Raw genomic sequence first — 19,144 nt, 5'->3', positions numbered from 1 at the left:
TATAAAGTAAGTGTTGTTTTAAAGAATAATCTCTACATTGTAATTTTTCAATTCTTCCTTATAACTAGCGTCAGAGAAGTTTGCAGCAGCGATTTCTTGGGCGCTTTTTTGTTTAATTTGTTTTCTTTTTATGGCTCTAGCAAACCTGCGCACATGAGTCTCGTTACTTATTTTAAGCCCAGGAACAGGTACGGTTTTACCATTCTCATCTTTGGCAACCATAGTTAGAAAAGAAGAATTACAGTGTTTTGTTACACCGGTTTGTATATTCTCTGCATCTACACGTATACCTACTACCATAGAAGATTTACCTACATAGTTTACAGACGCTTTTAAGGTTAACATTTCACCTACTTCTATAGGTGCTAAAAAATCGACTACATCCACGCTTGCTGTAACGCAGTAAACACCACTGTGTTTTGACGCACAGGCAAATGCAATTTGATCGATTAAAGAAAGAACATAACCTCCATGAATTTTACCAGAAAAATTTGCATTAGAAGGTAACATTAATAGCGATAACATGACTCTAGATTGTTCTGGAGATTTAAAAGTATCTTTCATAAAATGTGCTTATTAGTAAGAGAATTAATGGATAAGTGTTCCGCTTTCGCGAAAGCGGAATACGCACTATCAATCTCTATTAAAATGTGGGCTATTTTCTTTAGTAACCTCGGTAATGAAGTATTTTGTATCACCCCAGAAGAAGAACGTTCCAAATTTCTCTTCATACTTTAACTTCACATATTTACCTTGATATTCTTTAAGTTTTTCAATAATCTCTGGTTGATTATCCATAACAGAGAAAGAGAAAATTTGTGCACCGCTTATACCTTGCGAGATCTCGCCTTCCCAGGTTTTAACGATAAATCCTTTATGTGTAAACTTAATTAATTCTCCACTACGGTACCCATCAGAATAGCTAGCAAAATAAATAAATGCATACCATATTGCGGCCAGCAGTAATATAGTGGTAAGTATAACTCCTAAAATCTTTTTCATATCATGTAATTTTTAAATAACAAGCCGGTTAGAATTGCGATTCCAAAGCTAAGCAATGTGCCTATTAATACGTACTCTGTAAGCTTCATATTTTTTGCCTTACTTAAATCACCAAATCTAAAAACAGATTTTGCGGTTAATAATAATCCTACAGCGCTAAAATGGTCTGTTATAATAAACAAGAATATAAGTAATCGCTCTAACATACCTATCCATTTTCCAGCATTTTTAAGTCCATAAATTCCCGTGTCGTCTTCTGTTAAAGTCCATCTGGTAAAAAATATTTTAAGCATGACGGCTACGGGACTAGCAAGAAATAATACACATAAGATTAATGGCCATAGTATTTGTAAAAACTGTTCCTTTATAATAAAGTTAATTCCAGATGTATTTGTTGCTAGAACTATAAGTATTAAAATATGAGCTATTTGATCTATGGTAAATAACCAGCGGCTGTTTTTCTTAGTGGTGAAATAAAGTTTACCTGTATCTATTAAAAAATGTGTTACTAAAATAATAAGGGCCACATACCAGTATTTTAAATCCCAAAGAAGAATCCAGGACAACAGTGCATGAATCACTGCATGAACATAGAGGTGGTAGGAGCGTAGCTGGTGTTTTTCTTTTTGTTTAATAAATGTATTAGTCTGTAGTATAAAATCACCTAAAAAGTGTGCTATTAGTAACTTAATTAATATTTCCATGGCTCACGTCTTTATAGTATTGTTTAAATAAATGTAGAAGAGTCTCTGTCTCTTTATAATGGGCACGATCTAGTCTGCGGCTAGCAGTGGCTTGTTTAATACCTAATTTATCTCCCATTTCTTGTTGGGTAATAGTAGGGTTTTTATAAACTTCGTATAAAATGGCAGCTGCATTCTCTGTCCAGTTATCCATATAAATAAGAGCAATTTTTAAAGCGGTATTCATATAATAGTCCAGTGGGTTTCCACTTCTTACCATAATGTTTTGCTCCTTATCTTTTAATGAATCTAATAACTCTCCAGATTGTGTTAGAGCACTTCCAGAAGATTTTGCAATATTGTTATCTATAACTCTTACATCGCCTATTCCTATTGCTATTCTTACATCTAGCATATCGGTTTTTCTTAACGCCGTTTTTAATTTAAGACAGGTTAATAAACCTTGCTCTGGACTGTCCATCCATACTTGAAAACTATCGCCACGATATATTTGATACATTCCGTTTTTAGAATGTTCTTTTAATATAGGTTCTATGATCTTGAGATAATCATCTGGCTGGTTCTTTTGAGAACCTATTATATCACCTGCTAAGACTACTTGCATAAAATACTTTTAAATTATTACGTAATAATGTAATAATTCAAATATATTACATTATTAGGTAATACGCTATTTTATTACTTAAAAGTGTAATAATTGTGTTTTATTACGTAATAATGCAATATAGGATTAGTATTACGCAATAGTGTAATATTATAAGTTTAGTCGTTGTTCTTCGTCACTAGCTTCTAGAAAATCAGGATCACTTTCTACAGCACGATTTACCAGCTTTTCATTTAGAGATTTATTGGCTTTGGCACCTAATCTTTTTAAACGTTCTATACGACCTACTAGATTTCCAGAACCTTCAGTAAGTTTATTCATACTAGCAGAATAGGATTTTTTAACCGTATCCAGTTGTGAGCCCACTTTAATTAAATCTTCTGTAAGACCTACAAATTTATCATACAAAGCACCAGCAGCTGTCGCTATGTCTAGTGCATTTTTTTGTTGTTTTTCATTTTGCCACATCGTGTCTATAGTGCGTAATGTCGCTAATAGTGTTGTAGGTGTAACAATAACTATATTCTTATCAAATGCCTCACTGTATAGATTTCCATCATAATTTAACGCCATGGCAAATGCTGGTTCTATAGGCACAAAAAGGAGTACAAAGTCTGGGCTATCGATGTGGTAATCGTGGTAGCTTTTTCCAGATAAATCTGCAACGTGCTTTTTAAGAGATGCAACGTGTTCTTTTAAATAACGTTGTTGTAGATCTTCATCTTCTTCATTAATAAAACGCTCATATGCATTGAGCGATACCTTAGAATCGATAACCATTTTCTTGCCGCCAGGTAGGTTTACGACTACATCAGGAAATAGGGTCCTGCCATCTTCTGTTTTAATAGTTTGTTGTACCTCATACTCAGATCCTTTTTCTAAGCCAGATTTTTCTAGCACACGTTCCAGGACTAATTCTCCCCAGTTACCGCGCATTTTAGCATCTCCTTTTAGAGCTTTGGTAAGATTGCTCGTCTCTTTACTCATTTGTTGATTCAACTCCTTAAGACCTAATATTTGTTGTCTTAAAGAACTTTGTCTATCGATAGTATCTTTGTGAGTATCTTCTACTCGTTTTTCAAAACTTTGAATCTTCTCCTGCAGCGGACTCAAAATTTGTTCGATATTCTTCTTGTTTTGATCTGTAAATTTGGTGCTTTTCTCGTCTAAGATTTTGTTAGCAAGGTTCTCAAACTCCTTGGTAAATTTCTCGTTTAATTTCTCGATCTCTTCTTGTGCTTCTGTGTGTTTTTCTTCCGCTTTTGCAAAAGCGGTACGTTGCTCAGCTAGTAATACATTAAGATTTTCCTTCTCGATAGCTACCTCACGATATTCTTTATCAAGTTTTTCTAGTCTCGCACTTAATTCTTGCTGACTCTCAATTTTTTGTGCTAATTGTGCACTATACTGACTGTTCTCATGTTTTAATCGATCACGTTCTTGTATAGCAGGTTGTAATTGAGATAGCTGGCTATTTAATTGCCCTTTTTCTGATTCTAATACATTGAGAGTTCCTGCAAAGCGAGTTTTTGCAAAAAACCATGCTACCACTGCACCTATCACAACACCGATGATTAAAAATAACAGCCAATTAAATTCTTGAGACATAAAATAGAGATTTACCGTAAAAATACGATGACTCAATAGGCCTTAAAATAAGATTACTATCTAGTTATTCACAAGAATAAAATATTTTAAAATGGTGCTGGAACATTTAAAATGACAGGTTGTAAAGTTACAGGATGTATAAATTCTAACTGCTCTGCATGCAAGTATAGGCGGTCTTGTTTAAAACCATATAAATCATCACCTACAATAGGACAGTTTAATCCTAATGGGTGAGATGCATGTACACGCAGCTGGTGTGTGCGACCAGTAATAGGGTAGAAGTGTATCCTGGTTTTACCATCTTTACGTTCTATAACTTCATATCTGGTACGAGCGTTTTTACCGTATTCTGGGTCGACCATTTGAAAAGGTCTATTATCTAGATCTACTCTTAAAGCTAGAGTTATATAACCACTATCTTCTTTTACTATACCGTCTAGTAAAGCTACATATCGTTTTTTAACCGTACGTCTTTCAAATTGATCTTGGACCTTTTTATGAATATCTAAGGACTTAGTAAGTAATAAAACTCCTGATGTACTCATGTCTAGCCGGTGTACAATTAAAGGTCCTGTGGCATCTGGAAAACGTTGTTTCATTCTAGATTCTACAGAGTCGTCTATGACCTTACCTCGTACTGATAGAAATTCTTCTGGCTTATTAACGGCCATAAGATAATCGTCTTCATAAATAAGAGATAGTTCTTTACCTATAGCAGGATTTTCTAGCATAGGATTATCGTCTACATCTAGACCTTGAAGCATATGCCCTAAAACAGGTTCGCATTTAGAACGACATGATGGGTAGAAGTGACCGTGTTTACGTATTTGAGATTTTAAAGACTCACCGTACCAGAATTCGGCCATGGCGAGTGGTTTTAAATCATTTAAATAAGCATATTGTAATAATTTAGGCGCGGCACAATCTCCAGTTCCAGATGGTGGTAAGTATGGAGGTATGTTTTTAAAAAGCTCAATAGCATTTTTACGCTCACCTTTTGCGTTTAAAAAACTATAATTTTCAAAAATCCAGGTCTGTAATTTATTAGACAGGTTTTTACGGTCTAACTTAATTTGGTCTATTTTATTTTGAACAGCGGCAATAGCCTTTTCTAGAGGGACGACTTTTGAATCTAGATATACTTTATACTCTTTAAGCAAGAATTTTGCATGCATACCAGCGGTTTGCTGGCTATCTATTAATTTTTGAAAATCTGCTTTGCTCCGTGTAGATTTTGCTTCTTCCTTTATTTTCTTACGTTCTGCTTTGAGATTTGAATGTTTTTTACGCTGATTATAAATTAAAAGTTCATTTTCAACCTTTAGTTTTTCTAGCTTTCTTTTGTTTGCTAGATATTCTGTATCGTTCTCTAGCGATTCTAAAGTAGAAGTAAGCGTACTTAAAATACCATTTTCTTTGGCATAAAGACCATCTTCTTGAAACATATTAAAAACCAAAGGAGCAAATTGGGTTTCCATTTGTTGTCCATTTATGACACCAGAATGTGCCCATAAATGTCCTAATTTACCTTCTTTATCTCTAACGACAAGTACCCCAAACATTTTACCTAGCGGATGCTGATAATCTTCTGGCCCTAGGTTTAAATCAAAAAACCAATTATCTAGACCGTCTAAAAAAATTCTTAGTTGTGTCGCTGCTTTTAAAGCAAGTGGATGTGGTTCATAAAGAAAAGGGAACGTAAATTTTTGAGGTACATTTTCCTTTTCTTCTTCAGAATTAAATCGGTATAAAATAGAACTCATTAAAAGAGTATGTTTTAAGAATCAATTAATTAACTCTTTGTAAAGATCTTTGTTATAAGGGCTTCATTCTCTGCAGATAGATCTGAAGTAGCTTTTAATTTTGTAATAAAACTAGCTACTTCACCCTTAGATGCAGGACAGCCTAGATTATCTCCTTTTTCATTAAAAGAATTGGTTACCATAGTACCGCTAGAGTCTAAAATAACCCAAAAAGGCAAACCAGCACTAGCACCTTTGTAACTAGTAATTAATTCTCTAGATCCAGGGTTTTCTAGTTTTATGTTATCCCCATTTTCAAAAACAACTATAGGTAGCAACACATAATTTTCTTCTATATAAGAAGCGATGGCAGGGTCTTTTAACTGCTTAGTCATGCGATGACACCAGCCACACCAAGATGCTTCAAATTTTACCATCACATGTTTATCAGACTCCACAGCTTCACTAAGAGCTTTGTCCATTAAAGATGCTACAGATTCTTGAGCAGTAGTTACCGTAATCGATGCGATTAAAAATGTCAGTAAAAGAATTACATTTTTCATAATTTATTTTTTAAATTTTTAATTAAACAAGACTCTGCATCCCAACTAGACCATGATAAAGACCTTCTTTATTAAGTAAATCTAGATGTGTCCCTTGTTCTACTATTTCTCCTTTTTTCATCACTACTATATGGTCTGCATTTTGAATGGTAGACAGTCTGTGTGCAATTACTATAGAAGTTCTATTTTTCATTACTTTTTCAAGAGCATCTTGCACCAGTCGTTCACTCTCTGTATCTAGTGCGCTAGTTGCCTCATCTAGAATTAGGATAGGTGCATTTTTAAGAACTGCACGAGCAATAGAAAGACGTTGTTTCTGTCCGCCACTTAATTTATTACCGCTGTCACCTATGTTGGTATGAATACCTTCTGGCAAGTCCTTGACAAATTCCCAAGCATTGGCAATTTTTAACGCATCGGTAATCTGTTCTTCAGTAGCATTTATATTACTTAGTGCAACGTTAGTTGCGATAGTGTCGTTAAATAAAATAGAATCTTGAGTAACGATAGCCATTTGATCACGCAAACTCTTAAGAGTTACGTCCTTAATATTTTGCCCATCTATAGTAATAGTACCATTTTCTACATCGTAGAATCTGGTTAATAGGTTTGCAATCGTACTCTTTCCAGAACCACTTTGTCCTACTAGAGCAACGCTGGTTCCTTTAGGAATATTAAGAGAGAAATTCTTTAAAACTGGCTCTTCCTGATAAGAAAACGTGATGTTGTTTACGTTTACCGCTTTCGCGAAAGCGGGAATAGAAACAGCTCCTTCTTTATCTTCGATCTCATTTTTAGTATGTAGTATTTCTAAGACACGCTCTGCACTTGCATTACCTTCTTTAATTTGATAACTAGCTTTAGAAAGTGCCTTAGCTGGAGTCAATATATTATAAGCAAGTACCATAAACCCAATAAATGTGGTAGGATCTATTGATTCTTCAATTAACACTAGACGACCACCGAACCATAATAGAATTCCAATAACTAAAATTCCTAAAAACTCACTTACAGGACTTGCAAAACCTTTACGGTGATTTAATTTTACTGCAAATCGGTACATTCTATTGGTACTATTTTGAAAGCTTTCGCTCAACCTATCTTCTGCATTGAAACCTTTAATTACTTTTAACCCACTTAAGGTTTCTTCTAACAAGGAAAGAAAATAACCTTGCTCTTTTTGAACCTGACCACTGCGTTGTTTTAATTTTTTACCTAATCTTGAAATTAACAATCCAGAAACAGGTAAAAAGACCAGCATGAATACGGTGAGTTTTGCACTCATTACTAACATAATGGCTAGTGTGAAAATGATATTTAGAGGCTCTTTAACAATGAGCTCTAAAATAGAAAGAAAGCTATTCTGTATCTGTAACACATCAGCACTGGTTCTAGCAATAACATCTCCTTTACGCTTTTCAGAGAAGTAAGAAATAGGTAGGTGAACTATTTTTGAAAATAAGTCATTTCTGATATCTCTTAAAACACCATTTCTTAGGTAAGCGATAAAATACATTCCTAGGTAACCGAAAAGGTTTTTGAGAAAGAAAAGAATTAATACTAGAGATATTACAATGATTAGTGCTTGTTCTTTCCCATCGGTCTGTGTAGTGATGTAGTAGCCTAAATAGCCTTTAACATAATCCATTGTGTGGTTGATACCTTCCCAAGTAGGAGCAATGTTTACTGCTTGAGTTTTGTCAAATAAGACATCTAACATAGGAATCAATGAAACAAAACTTAATGCGCCAAAAAGTGCATAAAATATATTACAAATAATATTCAGTATACCATAACGCTTATAAGGTATAGCATACTGTAAAATCTCTTTAAAATAATTCATTTATTAAATATCAAAACTGGCAAGAATGCCTTTAATTTTATCTTCTAATTGTGTCTGGATTAGGGTGTAATTTTCCACTTTGTTCAGCGCTGTTTTTACAGAGATATAGAACTTTATTTTAGGTTCTGTACCGCTAGGTCGTGCTGCAATCTTTGAGCCATCTGCTAGATAAAAGATTAAAACATTAGATTTAGGAATATCAAGAGTTTCAGTTTTGTTCAAATGCTTGTTTTCTCTAGTGCTCGCAGCATAGTCTTCTACTATAATGACATCTTGTCCGCCTATTTGTTTTGGTGGGTTTTCTCTTAGGTCTATCATCATTTGTTTAATCTCTGAAGCTCCAGAGATTCCTTTCTTAACTAGAGAGACTAATCTCTCTTGATACACACCGTATTTAAGATATAGTTTTATCAGCTCTTGATAAACGGTCGATGAATTTGATTTTGCAAACGCATACATCTCACAAGCTAGTAAACATGCAGTAACCGCATCTTTATCACGTACAAAATCACCTACCATGTAACCAAAGCTTTCCTCGCCACCACCTATAAAATGCTGTTGTGGATGGTCTTTAATCATTTTTGCAATCCACTTAAAACCAGTAAGGCCTTCTTTACATTCTACCTCATATGCATGTGCTAGATCGTGCATCATAGGTGTAGAAACGATAGTAGATCCTATAAATGGATCTTTCATCGCTTTTATATCGCTTTGCTTTAATAGAAAATCGGTCATGGCAACCATGGTCTGGTTACCGTTAAGTAATTTCATGTTACCATCTGTATCGCGCACAGCAATACCTAGTCTATCAGAATCTGGATCTGTACCTATGACCATGTCAGCATTGATCTCATTTGCAAGATCTACTGCCATTTTAAGCGCTTCTGGCTCTTCTGGATTAGGAGATTTTACCGTAGGGAAATCACCATTAGGTACGGCTTGTTCTTCTACGATATGTACATTTGTGTATCCAGCACGTTTTAAGGTTTCTGGAATTAGAGTAATACTAGTACCATGTAGACTAGTAAAAACTATTTTTAACTGTGAGCGATCTACATCTCCTGCAATTTTACCTGCCTTTATACTGTCGTCTATAAATACATTATCGTCTGCATCAGTAAGTAACTCTATTAACTGATCATTACCATTAAAATTCACATCGGCAAATTCTAATGAACCGATTAAATCTAAAATTTCTTTGTCTTGTGGTGGTACGAGTTGTCCACCATCTTGCCAGTACACTTTATAACCGTTATACTCTGGCGGATTATGACTAGCCGTTAATACAATACCTGCATGACAGTCCTTTGCTTTTACCGTATAAGAAAGCAATGGAGTAGGGCGCAAGTCTGAAAATAGATACACGTGAATACCGTTTGCACTAAAAACGTTTGCAACTACTTGTGCCAGTTCTTTAGAATTATGACGGCAGTCGTATGCTATAGCTACTTTTACTTGCTCGTCAGGAAACTGCTTATTTAAGTATTGAGAAAGACCTTGTGTGTTTTTACCTAGTGTATATTTATTGATACGGTTAGTCCCAACACCCATAACACCGCGCATACCACCTGTACCAAATTCTAGATCTTTATAGAAAGATTCTTGAAACTCGTCATTATTTGCAGTGATTAATGCTAGAGTACGTGTTATAGTAGACTCATCAAAAGGCGCTTGAGTCCAAGATTGCGCGGTTTTTAAGATCTGTTCTTTATTCATGTGTTGTTAGCTTGTATTCTCACTACAAAGATAAGAATTACTAATCAGTCTCTGTTGCTGTTTTAAGTTGTTGTATATGTATTCATTATGGTATTAGGGCGGTCTAAATGAATCGTAATGATGCTTTTTAATTTTAGGGGATATAAAAGCCTTTTCCATTTAAGTGGAGAAGGCTCTTAAAATTAAATCTCGATGTTCTAGGTAAACAGGTGGTGTTAAATATTTTCAGCAATTTTATATCGATCGCCTTGATGGCCATTTCTTAGAATTAATTCTCCTAAAAACCCAGCTATAAAGAAGAGTGTGCCTAAGACCATAGTGGTAAGTGCAATAAAAAACCATGGATTATCGGTAACTAGAGTGTAAGGAAGGTCTGTAGCCATGCGGTACAATTTTGAAATACCTACATATCCTGCTGTTATAAAACCTATCATAAAGGTGATAACACCCAGAGAACCAAAAAGGTGCATAGGCCGTTTACCGTATTTAGATATAAAAGCTATGGTTATAAGGTCTAGAAAACCGTTTATGAATCTCTCGTAACCAAATTTAGTAGTACCATATTTACGTGCCTGATGGATAACTTCTTTTTCTGTAATGTCTGTAAAACCAGCGTTTTTAGATAGCACTGGTATGTAACGGTGCATCTCACCATGTACATCGATACTTTTTACGACCTCACTTTTATAAGCTTTAAGACCACAGTTAAAATCATTAAGTTGTACACCGCTAGTTTTACGCGCTGCCCAATTGAATAATTTACTAGGTAAATTTTTTGAAATAACGCTGTCGTATCGTTTCTTTTTCCAGCCACTTACTAGATCATGATTTCCTATAGTAATCATTTTGTAAAGTTCAGGAATCTCGTCTGGAGAGTCTTGCAAGTCTGCATCCATGGTAATAACTACATTACCTTGAGTAAGTTTAAAACCAGCATGTAAGGCTTGTGATTTTCCGTAATTTGCTTGAAATTTTATACCTTTTATTGGGTTAGAGGAATTGTTTTGTTCTCGCTTTCGCGAAAGCGTACTTATTATACTCCAACTGCTGTCTGTACTACCGTCATCTATATAAATAACCTCGTAGGATAAGGCAGTGGTTTGCATAACGCGGTCTATCCAAGATTGTAATTCTGGGATAGAGTCTGCCTCATTAAGTAAAGGGATGACTATGGAAAGGTCCATTTTATTCAAACTCGTATGGTTTTTCTTTTTTAATGATAAGGCTAGAAATTAAATCGTTTTATTGCATAACAACTCAAATATAACAAGGAAATTGTTATTTATTCACCTGTGGGATTTTGCTAATTATTAAACCAGTGATAAGACCAGGTACGGTAAACATGAGTGTTTTAGTGGCAAAACCTAATGCAAATTCTGATAAAGAATAAGTAGGGGCTTTAAAAACATCGCTTTTTGCAAGGCTGTTTTGACCTTTTTCTGTAATTCCACGCCATGCGTCTAGTAATATTTGTTTTGCATCTGTATCAACATGATTAAGTAGAATGTAATAGGTAACAGATTCTGTAATAAAAATCATGATAATACAAATGAAGTAGGCTAGCACTACTTGTTTAAAAGAAACGTTGCCTTTTAAAGCGAGCCTACTCCATACTTGTGCGATTACACCTATAAGGATAGGGTATATATATATGGATGTGTTTAATAAAGGATTTAAATAATCCTGTGCTTGCCACATGTATAGGTATATTGCTAGAGTGATTAATGCGCCTATGGTTCCTAAAATAAAGGAATTTCTTTTGATCGTTTTGTCCACTAAAGTTGATTTTAAATGAGTTTGCAAATATAGAGCTAGGAACTATGGTTTTATGAGTTACATTTGCTTTAAATAAAATTAGTATTAAAAGGTTGTTATTTAATTAAAAACAATTAAATTTGCAACCGCAAAAGAATAAGAATTTAAGTCATGCAAAAAGGAATACACCCAGAGAATTATAGATTAGTAGCATTTAAGGACATGTCTAATGAAGACGTATTCATAACTAAGTCTACTGCTAACACTAATGAAACAATTGAGTTTGAAGGAACTGAATATCCATTAATCAAATTGGAAATCTCTCGTACTTCTCACCCATTCTATACTGGAGAGAGCAAACTTATTGATACTGCAGGACGTATTGACAAGTTTAAGAACAAATACTCAAAATTCAAGAAGTAAGCTTCTCGATTTTTTATTTATACAAAATGCCTCGCAACTTGCGAGGCATTTTTAGTTTATACAGTTTTTATAAAGCTCTTTTTTAGTACTCTTATCGCTTGTTAAGTTGCTCTATAGTTGCTGCCTTGCACAAATGGTATACTAAATAGTTGTGCAGTATTAAAATTAATGCTGTAAGCTTCTTTTTTATTTAGTATTCTAACTTCTTATCCATTTATCCATATAAGGCAAAGATGCTATGTAAAAGTCTACATTATTATTTTAAAAAAAATCACCCTTACTTGTGTAAAATATGAGGAGTAGCTGGTCATTAAAAATATACTGTTTTAAATGATGCGCTTGTATAAGTTTTATAATTCCGTATTCATTTATTCTACTAGATTGATAAATAATAATGAGTTGTACGGTCATTTTACTTGTCTATTTACTGCCGTATTTTTCAATTAATGACTCTGTAAGATAAACTGGTTAGAAGTTTTTATTTAAATTATGAAGACTCTTTTTAGGTATGCATCAAAAAAAAAATCAGTATTTCTTCCATTTATGTTTTCAGTGAGAGAGTCTACGTTTCTAGGAGGAGATTAATTGCTATATAAAAGGTAGTCTTAAAGATGAGTGGATAGGTAATTATAGGTTCTATACCTTTGTACCTGTGGTGGTTAAATACTTTATTGAATGATTTAACAATCCACATTGAGGCTCTTGATAAAAGTAAGGATCTCACAGTACCGATGTTTTCTTATTAAGACTACATCTATCGTATTTTAGTGTATTAGATAGGTTTTAAAAAAGCTATAAAATCTCTGAAAATTACAAATATCTAAGTTATGGAGAATGGTCTCTAATTCCATATAGATTTATCACAGATATGCTGTTTTACTACACAGCTAGATCGTCATTTTTTATATTTTTTAATTCTTTTCCTTTTTGTTGCAATAGAGCAAATCCAAAGGTTAGAACTCCTACGCGCCCAATAAACATTAGAATAATAATTAATATTTTTCCAATGTTAGATAAATCTCCTGTAATTCCTGTACTTAACCCAACAGTTCCTAAGGCAGATGCTACTTCAAATAATATCCTGTCAAAAGAAAAGTCTTCTACGTAAGAAAGTAAAAATGAAAATAAAAAAATTAAACTAGTGTAAAGCATAAAAGTAGAGGTCGCTACATATATTCTCTCAAATGGGATGAGTCGATTTAAAAATGTAATTTTTTTCTGACCAAACAATCGGCTTTTTAATATCGATAGCATTGCCGTTAAGGTTGTTATTTTCATTCCTCCTGCTGTTCCTGAAGGTGAAGCTCCTATATACATAAGAAAAGTTACGAGCAACAATATAGGTAATGATAAATTGCCTATAGGTATGGTGTTAAACCCAACTGTAGTCATTGCTGACATGGCATGAAAGAAAGATGTCATTAATGAGCTATTTGAGCCGAGAATGGCTACTGACTCTGTCGTGTAAATGAGTAAGGTCCCTGAAAAAAGTAAAAGTAAAAAACCATAGATAATGATTTTAGTAGTGAATGAAATTTCTTTTGATTTACCTCTAATGCGATACCACAAATCTGTAATTACTATAAAACCTAAAGAACCAGAAATGGCTAATACAGATATGATGGTATTTATAAAAGCATTATCTTGAAAGCTTTCAAATCCATCGTTAAATAGTCCAAATCCAGCTGTGCAAAACGATGAAATACTATGAAAAATTGAAAACCAAACAGCTTTTAAACTACCCATTCCTGAATGGGTAAAGGCTATATAGAAAAGTATAGCTCCTATAGTTTCCATTATTAGGGTAAAAATAATAACGCTTTTTATAAAATCTTTAATCTTAATGGTATTAGGTAAAGTAAATTCTGTGCCTATTAATTTACTGTGCCAGTGTGTTATTTTTTTTGTAGTAAATATTAAATAGTAGGTCGTTAACGTCATATATCCTATACCGCCGATTTGTATTAGTACCATAATCACAAACTGTCCGAAAAAATTATAAGAATCAAAAACGCTTATAGTTACAAGTCCAGTTGTTGAAATAGCAGAGGTCGATATAAATAAATTATCTAAAAAAGCGATATCGGTTTTATGAAATAATGGTATAGAGAGTAAAATAAATCCAATGAGTGTATACAAAAAGAATCCCCAAACTAAATTCATTTGGGGTGATTTACTAATTTGGAATTTTTGGTACCAACTAGATATTTTCTTGTATGTATTACTTTCCATTCTTATTTTTATTTAAAAAAGACACAGCAGCGCTGTTGCATATGTTTTCTATCGTGCAAATTAGATAATATATCTCAGATGTAGCACGAGTCAAATTCTAAAGTTTTACTATTTAATGGTAGTTCTATCTAATATTTTTAACAGAATATTCTTAACTTTTTAATTTTACTCATCTTAATAAAACATTCTCATGGTTAATTTATAGCAACTATTTTTTCATTTTAAACTGAGATCTATGTTTTTAAATTAGAAAGAAATACCGGCGTATAGCTTTGTAGTTTCCCTCGCCTCTTGATTTTTAACATGTAGAAACTCTGCGATAATTTTCAGAGATAGGAGGGAACATGTAATTATTTGCGATCATTTTCCTGCGTTTGTTTTTTTACTCGGTTCATAATTTCAAAACCTAAATACTCTTTCAATTTCGGAAATTGATCTCTATAATATTCATTCCAGTAGCTTATCATTCTACTTTCTGTCTGTTGCCAATATGTAGGATTTTCATTCCTAAATTGAGCGTAATAATCTAAGGTGTTCTCGTTTATTTTTTTGTCAATAACAGGAAGTAATTCATATACGTATTCACCAACTAATTGAATTATAAATGGTACAGTCCAGTTTTCTGAATTATCTGATATTAAATTCAGTCGTTTTTCTCTTAAATATCCATTGTGATGACGCAAATAAATACAATTTAAAATGTCTTTCTGTTTATCGGTCAAAGACTTTTCTAATTCTGGATTTGGTTCATTAAAGTATAGTCTGTAAGGAAGGATTAGGATTTGGTTATTAAACTTAATAGTCCATTCCGATGGGTGAATCAGATTGTTAACTTTGTGTATTTTTCCATCACGTAATCTAACTTGATTATTATCTAATGGTAATATTTTCAAAACTTCATTCAAGTCTGAAGACAATTCTTTAGGGAAAGATTTTTTTAACCTTTCCTGATATTTAGAATGAATAGATCGCTTAAATATTTTTAGCATTTTGTTTTTCTCAAATAATACTCAACTAGTTACATCTGTACGATTATTAAACAATTAAGATCAAAAAACGGATAAGCCCTTATTTAAAAGCGACTTATCCGTTCTTTAATATGTTTAAAATTTTACTTGCGCTCTAACCAAATACGGGCATTTATAAATGCTTCTAGCCATGGCGTTACTTCATCATTTTTACGATCTGTAGGGTAGTGTGCCCAGTTCCATGAGAATGTAGATCGCTCTAGGTGCGGCATCATTACTAGGTGGCGTCCATCTTCACTATTGAGCATCGCTGCGTTATAGTCAGATCCATTAGGATTTGCAGGGTAACCTTCATAAGCATAAGTTGCAGGTATTTGATAATCGCTGCGGTCCATAGGTAACTGGAACTTACCTTCTCCGTGCGCTGCCCATATTCCTAGTTTGCTACCTTCTAGAGATTGTAGCATAATAGAATTGTTTTTAGAAATCTCTACACTTGTAAAGTTACACTCAAATTTACCAGAATCATTATGTAACATCTTAGGCTTTACATCGTGATTAGGGTTAATTAAGCCTAATTCTACAAATAGCTGACAACCGTTACAAACACCTATACTCATGGTATCTGGTCTAGCAAAGAAATTCTTTAAAGCCGTATTTGCTTTTTCATTGTATAAGAATGCCCCAGCCCAACCTTTGGCACTTCCTAATACATCACTGTTAGAGAATCCACCTACTGCGGCTATAAATTGAACATCTTCTAGCGTTTCACGACCAGCGATAAGGTCTGTCATGTGTACGTCTATAACTTCAAAGCCGGCTAGATACATGGCACGCGCCATTTCTCTTTCAGAATTACTTCCTTTTTCTCGTATGACAGCAGCTTTTACTCGTTCTTGAGGTAATTCTGGTAATTTACCTGTAAAATGAGCTGGGAATTTAAATTCTAACGGCTGGTTTTTATAGTTAGTAAATCGCTCGTCTGCTTTACCGTTAAAGGATTGTTTTCTATCTAATAAGTGAGAAGTTTCATACCACACATCTCTCATCTCATTGATATCTATCGATAATTCATTTACATTTAATACGGCCTGGTCAGTCGCTTCACCTATGTGGTAATATTCAACATCTGCCGCTAGAAATTCACTTTCTACAGATGTGTCCGTTACTTGAATAATTATTCCAGCGTTTTCTGCAAAAGATACTTTGATCAAATCTTCATCAATAGAAGTAAGGTCTACATTCATTCCCACATTTTGTGATGGGAAACACATTTCTAATAAACTGGTTATTAATCCACCACTAGCAACATCATGTCCAGCTAGCACTTTGCCTGATTTTATAAGATTTTGTATGGCTGTAAACGCTTTCGCGAAAGCGGAACTATCATTAATATTAGGGCAAGAAGCTCCTATTTTATTTTGAGTCTGTGCAAAACTAGATCCTCCTAATTGATGGAAATCTGTACTCATATTGATATAATAAATAGGTGCCGTGTCATCGCATTGCAACACTGGCTCTACTATTTTAGTAATGTCGTTACAATTACCCACGCTACTTATTATAACGGTACCGGGAGCGAGAACATCCATATCAGGGTATTTTTGCTTCATGGAAAGACTGTCTTTACCGGTAGGAATATTGATCCCTAGCTCTATAGCAAACTCACTTACCGCCTTTACAGCGTTATATAAACGTGCATCTTCTCCAGGGTTGTTGCAAGGCCACATCCAGTTAGCACTTAAACTAACACCTTTAAGTCCTTTTTCTAGAGGAGCAAAAACTAGGTTAGTTAGCGACTCTGCAATGGCGTTGCGAGAACCAGCTGCAGGATCTATTAACGCAGCAACAGGCGCGTGTCCTATAGTAGTTGCCACTCCATTTTTACCGTTGTAATCTAGTGCCATTACACCTACATTATTTAATGGTAGTTGTAATTCTCCACAGGTCTGTTGTTTTGCTACACGACCAGTAACGCATCGATCCACTTTATTAGTTAACCAGTCTTTACAGGCAACGGCTTCTAATTGTAGTACTTGGGTTAGGTATAATTTATAATCTTTAATGTCATAAGATACATCTTCATATTCACGTACAATGGTAGTGTCATCCATGATAGTTTTAGGACTAGAACCGAACATGTCCTCTAGAGCAAGATCCATAGGACTGCGTCCATCTTTCTCGCTGAAGGTGAATTTATTATCGCCAGTTACTTTACCGACTTTATACAGTGGTGCGCGCTCACGAGCGGCTATTTCTTCTAGTATAGGAGTGTCTTTTGCATCCATAACGAGTCCCATACGTTCTTGTGACTCGTTACCTATCAATTCTTTACGAGATAGAGTAGGGTCTCCAGAAGGAAGTTGATCAGTATCGATAATACCACCGGTTTCTTCTACCAGTTCTGACAGGCAATTTAAATGTCCACCAGCACCATGATCGTGAATAGATTTTATAGGGTTGTGCTCACTTTCTACCAGTCCACGTATGGCATTTGCAGCACGTTTTTGCATTTCTGGATTAGAACGTTGCACAGCATTTAATTCTAGACCAGAGTCTAATGCGCCTGTGTCTGCACTACTTACTGCAGCACCACCCATTCCTATTCTATAATTATCTCCACCCATAACGATGATGTCATCGCCAGCGTCTGGAGTTTTCTTTAAAGCTTGTTCTTTTTTTCCATAACCTATACCACCGGCCTGCATGATTACTTTATCAAAACCTAGATTTTGATCACCTTCTTGATGTTCAAATGTCAATACAGATCCTGTGATTAATGGCTGTCCAAATTTATTTCCAAAATCACTCGCGCCATTAGATGCTTTGATAAGAATGTCCATAGGTGTTTGATACAACCACTTGCGTGCGTCAAAACCATTTTCCCATGGTCGTTCTTCATTTAATCTAGAGTAACTAGTCATGTAAACGGCTGTACCTGCTAGTGGCAGTGAGCCCTGTCCACCGGCTAGTCTGTCACGTATTTCTCCACCTGAACCTGTTGCAGCACCATTAAATGGCTCTACGGTGGTAGGGAAGTTGTGTGTCTCTGCCTTAAGAGATATGACAGATTCAAAAAAGCTTGTTTGATATACGTCTGGCTTATTTGCTGTTTTAGGAGCAAACTGCTCTGCTCTAGGACCTTCTACAAATGCTACGTTATCTGAGTAAGCACTCACGATACCATTAGGCCAGCGTTTTGATGTCTCTTTAATTAATTTGAATAGAGATGTAGGCATCTCTTTACCATCGATAATAAAAGTACCATTAAATATTTTATGACGACAGTGTTCAGAATTAACTTGTGAGAAACCGAATACCTCACTGTCAGTTAATTTACGGTCTAGTTTTTCTGAAAGTTGAATCAAGTAATCGATCTCATCGTCGCTTAAAGAAAGACCTTCTTGCATATTATAAGCAGCAATGTCTTCTATTTCTATAACACCTTGTGGCTGTACGTTTACATCATATTGTGACTGGTCTAGACCTTTAAATTTCTGAAGCAACATTTTATCATATGATGAGTCTTCATCACATTTGTGAAATTCTTCAATACGCAAGATGCCTTTGATTTCCATGTTTTGAGTAATTTCTACAGCATTTGTAGACCATGGAGTAATAGTGGTGGCACGAGGTCCTGTAAAATGACCAGATATAGTAGGAGCATCTAATTTAGGAGCATCGGCAAATAGCCATTGTAATTTAAGATCGTCTTCTGTAGAGATCGGTGCTTGGGTTTGAACTGCGTAAACTGACTTGGACGGATTTCCGTAAAAATGGATCATTTGAGCGCTTTTTTGGGCTGCTGCAAATATACTTTTTTACTAGGATTATTGTTGCTCTTACACTGGGGCTGTGACCTATTTATTAACGGACTTATTTACAATTTTTTCATCTTGATTTGCTTCATGAAATGCATGGCGATTTTTTTCATGATCTACAGTTTATACTTAGGTAAATGTGTAGAGCTGGATTCTTTTAAAC

The 19,144-nt window shown here is 34.6% G+C and carries 15 protein-coding genes; 1 reads left to right on the top strand and 14 read right to left on the bottom strand.

Annotated elements, in window-relative coordinates:
• Nucleotides 1-18 precede the first annotated feature (18 nt).
• From Q0838_RS01915 to Q0838_RS01865, 11 genes are all read right to left on the bottom strand, one after another.
• Entirely contained in the window at nt 19-564 is a 546-nt protein-coding gene (locus tag Q0838_RS01915; protein ID WP_298950640.1) for an acyl-CoA thioesterase, read from the bottom strand.
• Nucleotides 565-633: 69 nt separating this feature from the next.
• Nucleotides 634-1,002, bottom strand: a complete 369-nt coding sequence (locus tag Q0838_RS01910; RefSeq protein WP_298950638.1) for a 6-phosphogluconate dehydrogenase — start codon at nt 1,000-1,002, stop codon at nt 634-636.
• Complete coding sequence (locus tag Q0838_RS01905) at nt 999-1,706, bottom strand: DUF3307 domain-containing protein (RefSeq protein ID WP_298950636.1); 708 nt, start codon at nt 1,704-1,706, stop codon at nt 999-1,001. The genes Q0838_RS01910 and Q0838_RS01905 overlap by 4 nt, the downstream gene beginning before the upstream one ends.
• Nucleotides 1,690-2,310, bottom strand: coding sequence for a helix-turn-helix domain-containing protein (locus Q0838_RS01900; RefSeq protein WP_298950634.1), 621 nt, complete (start codon nt 2,308-2,310; stop codon nt 1,690-1,692). Before Q0838_RS01900 ends, Q0838_RS01905 begins: the two co-directional genes overlap by 17 nt.
• A gap of 150 nt (nt 2,311-2,460) precedes the next feature.
• Entirely contained in the window at nt 2,461-3,918 is a 1,458-nt protein-coding gene (gene rmuC / locus Q0838_RS01895) for a DNA recombination protein RmuC (RefSeq protein ID WP_298950632.1), read from the bottom strand.
• An 86-nt stretch (nt 3,919-4,004) separates the two neighbouring features.
• Nucleotides 4,005-5,681 (bottom strand): RluA family pseudouridine synthase, encoded by a 1,677-nt coding sequence (locus Q0838_RS01890; protein WP_298950630.1) that lies wholly within the window; start codon nt 5,679-5,681, stop codon nt 4,005-4,007.
• 29 nt (nt 5,682-5,710) lie between these two features.
• The gene (locus Q0838_RS01885) at nt 5,711-6,223 is read right to left on the bottom strand and encodes a thioredoxin family protein (RefSeq protein WP_298950628.1); all 513 of its coding nucleotides are present in this window, start codon (nt 6,221-6,223) and stop codon (nt 5,711-5,713) included.
• 22 nt (nt 6,224-6,245) lie between these two features.
• Nucleotides 6,246-8,066, bottom strand: coding sequence for an ABC transporter transmembrane domain-containing protein (locus Q0838_RS01880; RefSeq protein WP_298950626.1), 1,821 nt, complete (start codon nt 8,064-8,066; stop codon nt 6,246-6,248).
• Nucleotides 8,067-8,069: 3 nt separating this feature from the next.
• Nucleotides 8,070-9,782 carry a phospho-sugar mutase gene (locus tag Q0838_RS01875; protein ID WP_298950624.1) on the bottom strand — a complete coding sequence of 571 codons (1,713 nt, stop codon included), beginning with the start codon at nt 9,780-9,782 and terminating at the stop codon, nt 8,070-8,072.
• Nucleotides 9,783-9,997: 215 nt separating this feature from the next.
• Entirely contained in the window at nt 9,998-10,966 is a 969-nt protein-coding gene (locus tag Q0838_RS01870) for a glycosyltransferase family 2 protein (RefSeq protein ID WP_298950727.1), read from the bottom strand.
• A gap of 94 nt (nt 10,967-11,060) precedes the next feature.
• Entirely contained in the window at nt 11,061-11,558 is a 498-nt protein-coding gene (locus Q0838_RS01865) for a DUF4199 family protein (protein ID WP_298950622.1), read from the bottom strand.
• Nucleotides 11,559-11,708: 150 nt separating this feature from the next.
• Here Q0838_RS01865 and Q0838_RS01860 point away from each other — a divergent pair, with 150 nt between their 5' ends.
• Complete coding sequence (locus tag Q0838_RS01860) at nt 11,709-11,960, top strand: type B 50S ribosomal protein L31 (RefSeq protein WP_298950620.1); 252 nt, start codon at nt 11,709-11,711, stop codon at nt 11,958-11,960.
• Between the two features lie 879 nt (nt 11,961-12,839).
• On the opposite strand, the gene Q0838_RS01855 is transcribed toward Q0838_RS01860, so the two are convergent.
• From Q0838_RS01855 to purL, 3 genes are all read right to left on the bottom strand, one after another.
• On the bottom strand, nt 12,840-14,192 hold the full coding sequence (locus Q0838_RS01855) for a potassium transporter TrkG (RefSeq protein WP_298950618.1): 1,353 nt from the start codon (nt 14,190-14,192) through the stop codon (nt 12,840-12,842).
• 350 nt (nt 14,193-14,542) lie between these two features.
• On the bottom strand, nt 14,543-15,181 hold the full coding sequence (locus Q0838_RS01850) for a hypothetical protein (protein WP_298950617.1): 639 nt from the start codon (nt 15,179-15,181) through the stop codon (nt 14,543-14,545).
• 122 nt (nt 15,182-15,303) lie between these two features.
• Entirely contained in the window at nt 15,304-18,945 is a 3,642-nt protein-coding gene (gene purL / locus Q0838_RS01845) for a phosphoribosylformylglycinamidine synthase (protein WP_298950615.1), read from the bottom strand.
• Between the last annotated feature and the right edge of the window lie 199 nt (nt 18,946-19,144).

Origin of the sequence: uncultured Nonlabens sp. (assembly GCF_947495285.1) — a bacterium.
Classification (GTDB): domain Bacteria; phylum Bacteroidota; class Bacteroidia; order Flavobacteriales; family Flavobacteriaceae; genus Nonlabens.
The sequence above is the reverse complement of the archived record's forward strand: the minus strand, read 5'-3'. Positions and strand labels throughout refer to the sequence as shown.

What these genes read in the sequence shown, in the direction of transcription:
- Q0838_RS01850 (WP_298950617.1), bottom strand. Translation starts at nt 15,181, where the DNA reads ATGCTAAAAATATTTAAGCGATCTATTCATTCTAAATATCAGGAAAGG.
- Q0838_RS01875 (WP_298950624.1), bottom strand. Translation starts at nt 9,782, where the DNA reads ATGAATAAAGAACAGATCTTAAAAACCGCGCAATCTTGGACTCAAGCG.
- Q0838_RS01890 (WP_298950630.1), bottom strand. Translation starts at nt 5,681, where the DNA reads ATGAGTTCTATTTTATACCGATTTAATTCTGAAGAAGAAAAGGAAAAT.
- Q0838_RS01860 (WP_298950620.1), top strand. Translation starts at nt 11,709, where the DNA reads ATGCAAAAAGGAATACACCCAGAGAATTATAGATTAGTAGCATTTAAG.
- purL (WP_298950615.1), bottom strand. Translation starts at nt 18,945, where the DNA reads ATGATCCATTTTTACGGAAATCCGTCCAAGTCAGTTTACGCAGTTCAA.
- Q0838_RS01905 (WP_298950636.1), bottom strand. Translation starts at nt 1,706, where the DNA reads ATGGAAATATTAATTAAGTTACTAATAGCACACTTTTTAGGTGATTTT.
- Q0838_RS01910 (WP_298950638.1), bottom strand. Translation starts at nt 1,002, where the DNA reads ATGAAAAAGATTTTAGGAGTTATACTTACCACTATATTACTGCTGGCC.
- Q0838_RS01900 (WP_298950634.1), bottom strand. Translation starts at nt 2,310, where the DNA reads ATGCAAGTAGTCTTAGCAGGTGATATAATAGGTTCTCAAAAGAACCAG.
- rmuC (WP_298950632.1), bottom strand. Translation starts at nt 3,918, where the DNA reads ATGTCTCAAGAATTTAATTGGCTGTTATTTTTAATCATCGGTGTTGTG.
- Q0838_RS01880 (WP_298950626.1), bottom strand. Translation starts at nt 8,066, where the DNA reads ATGAATTATTTTAAAGAGATTTTACAGTATGCTATACCTTATAAGCGT.
- Q0838_RS01885 (WP_298950628.1), bottom strand. Translation starts at nt 6,223, where the DNA reads ATGAAAAATGTAATTCTTTTACTGACATTTTTAATCGCATCGATTACG.
- Q0838_RS01855 (WP_298950618.1), bottom strand. Translation starts at nt 14,192, where the DNA reads ATGGAAAGTAATACATACAAGAAAATATCTAGTTGGTACCAAAAATTC.
- Q0838_RS01870 (WP_298950727.1), bottom strand. Translation starts at nt 10,966, where the DNA reads ATGGACCTTTCCATAGTCATCCCTTTACTTAATGAGGCAGACTCTATC.
- Q0838_RS01915 (WP_298950640.1), bottom strand. Translation starts at nt 564, where the DNA reads ATGAAAGATACTTTTAAATCTCCAGAACAATCTAGAGTCATGTTATCG.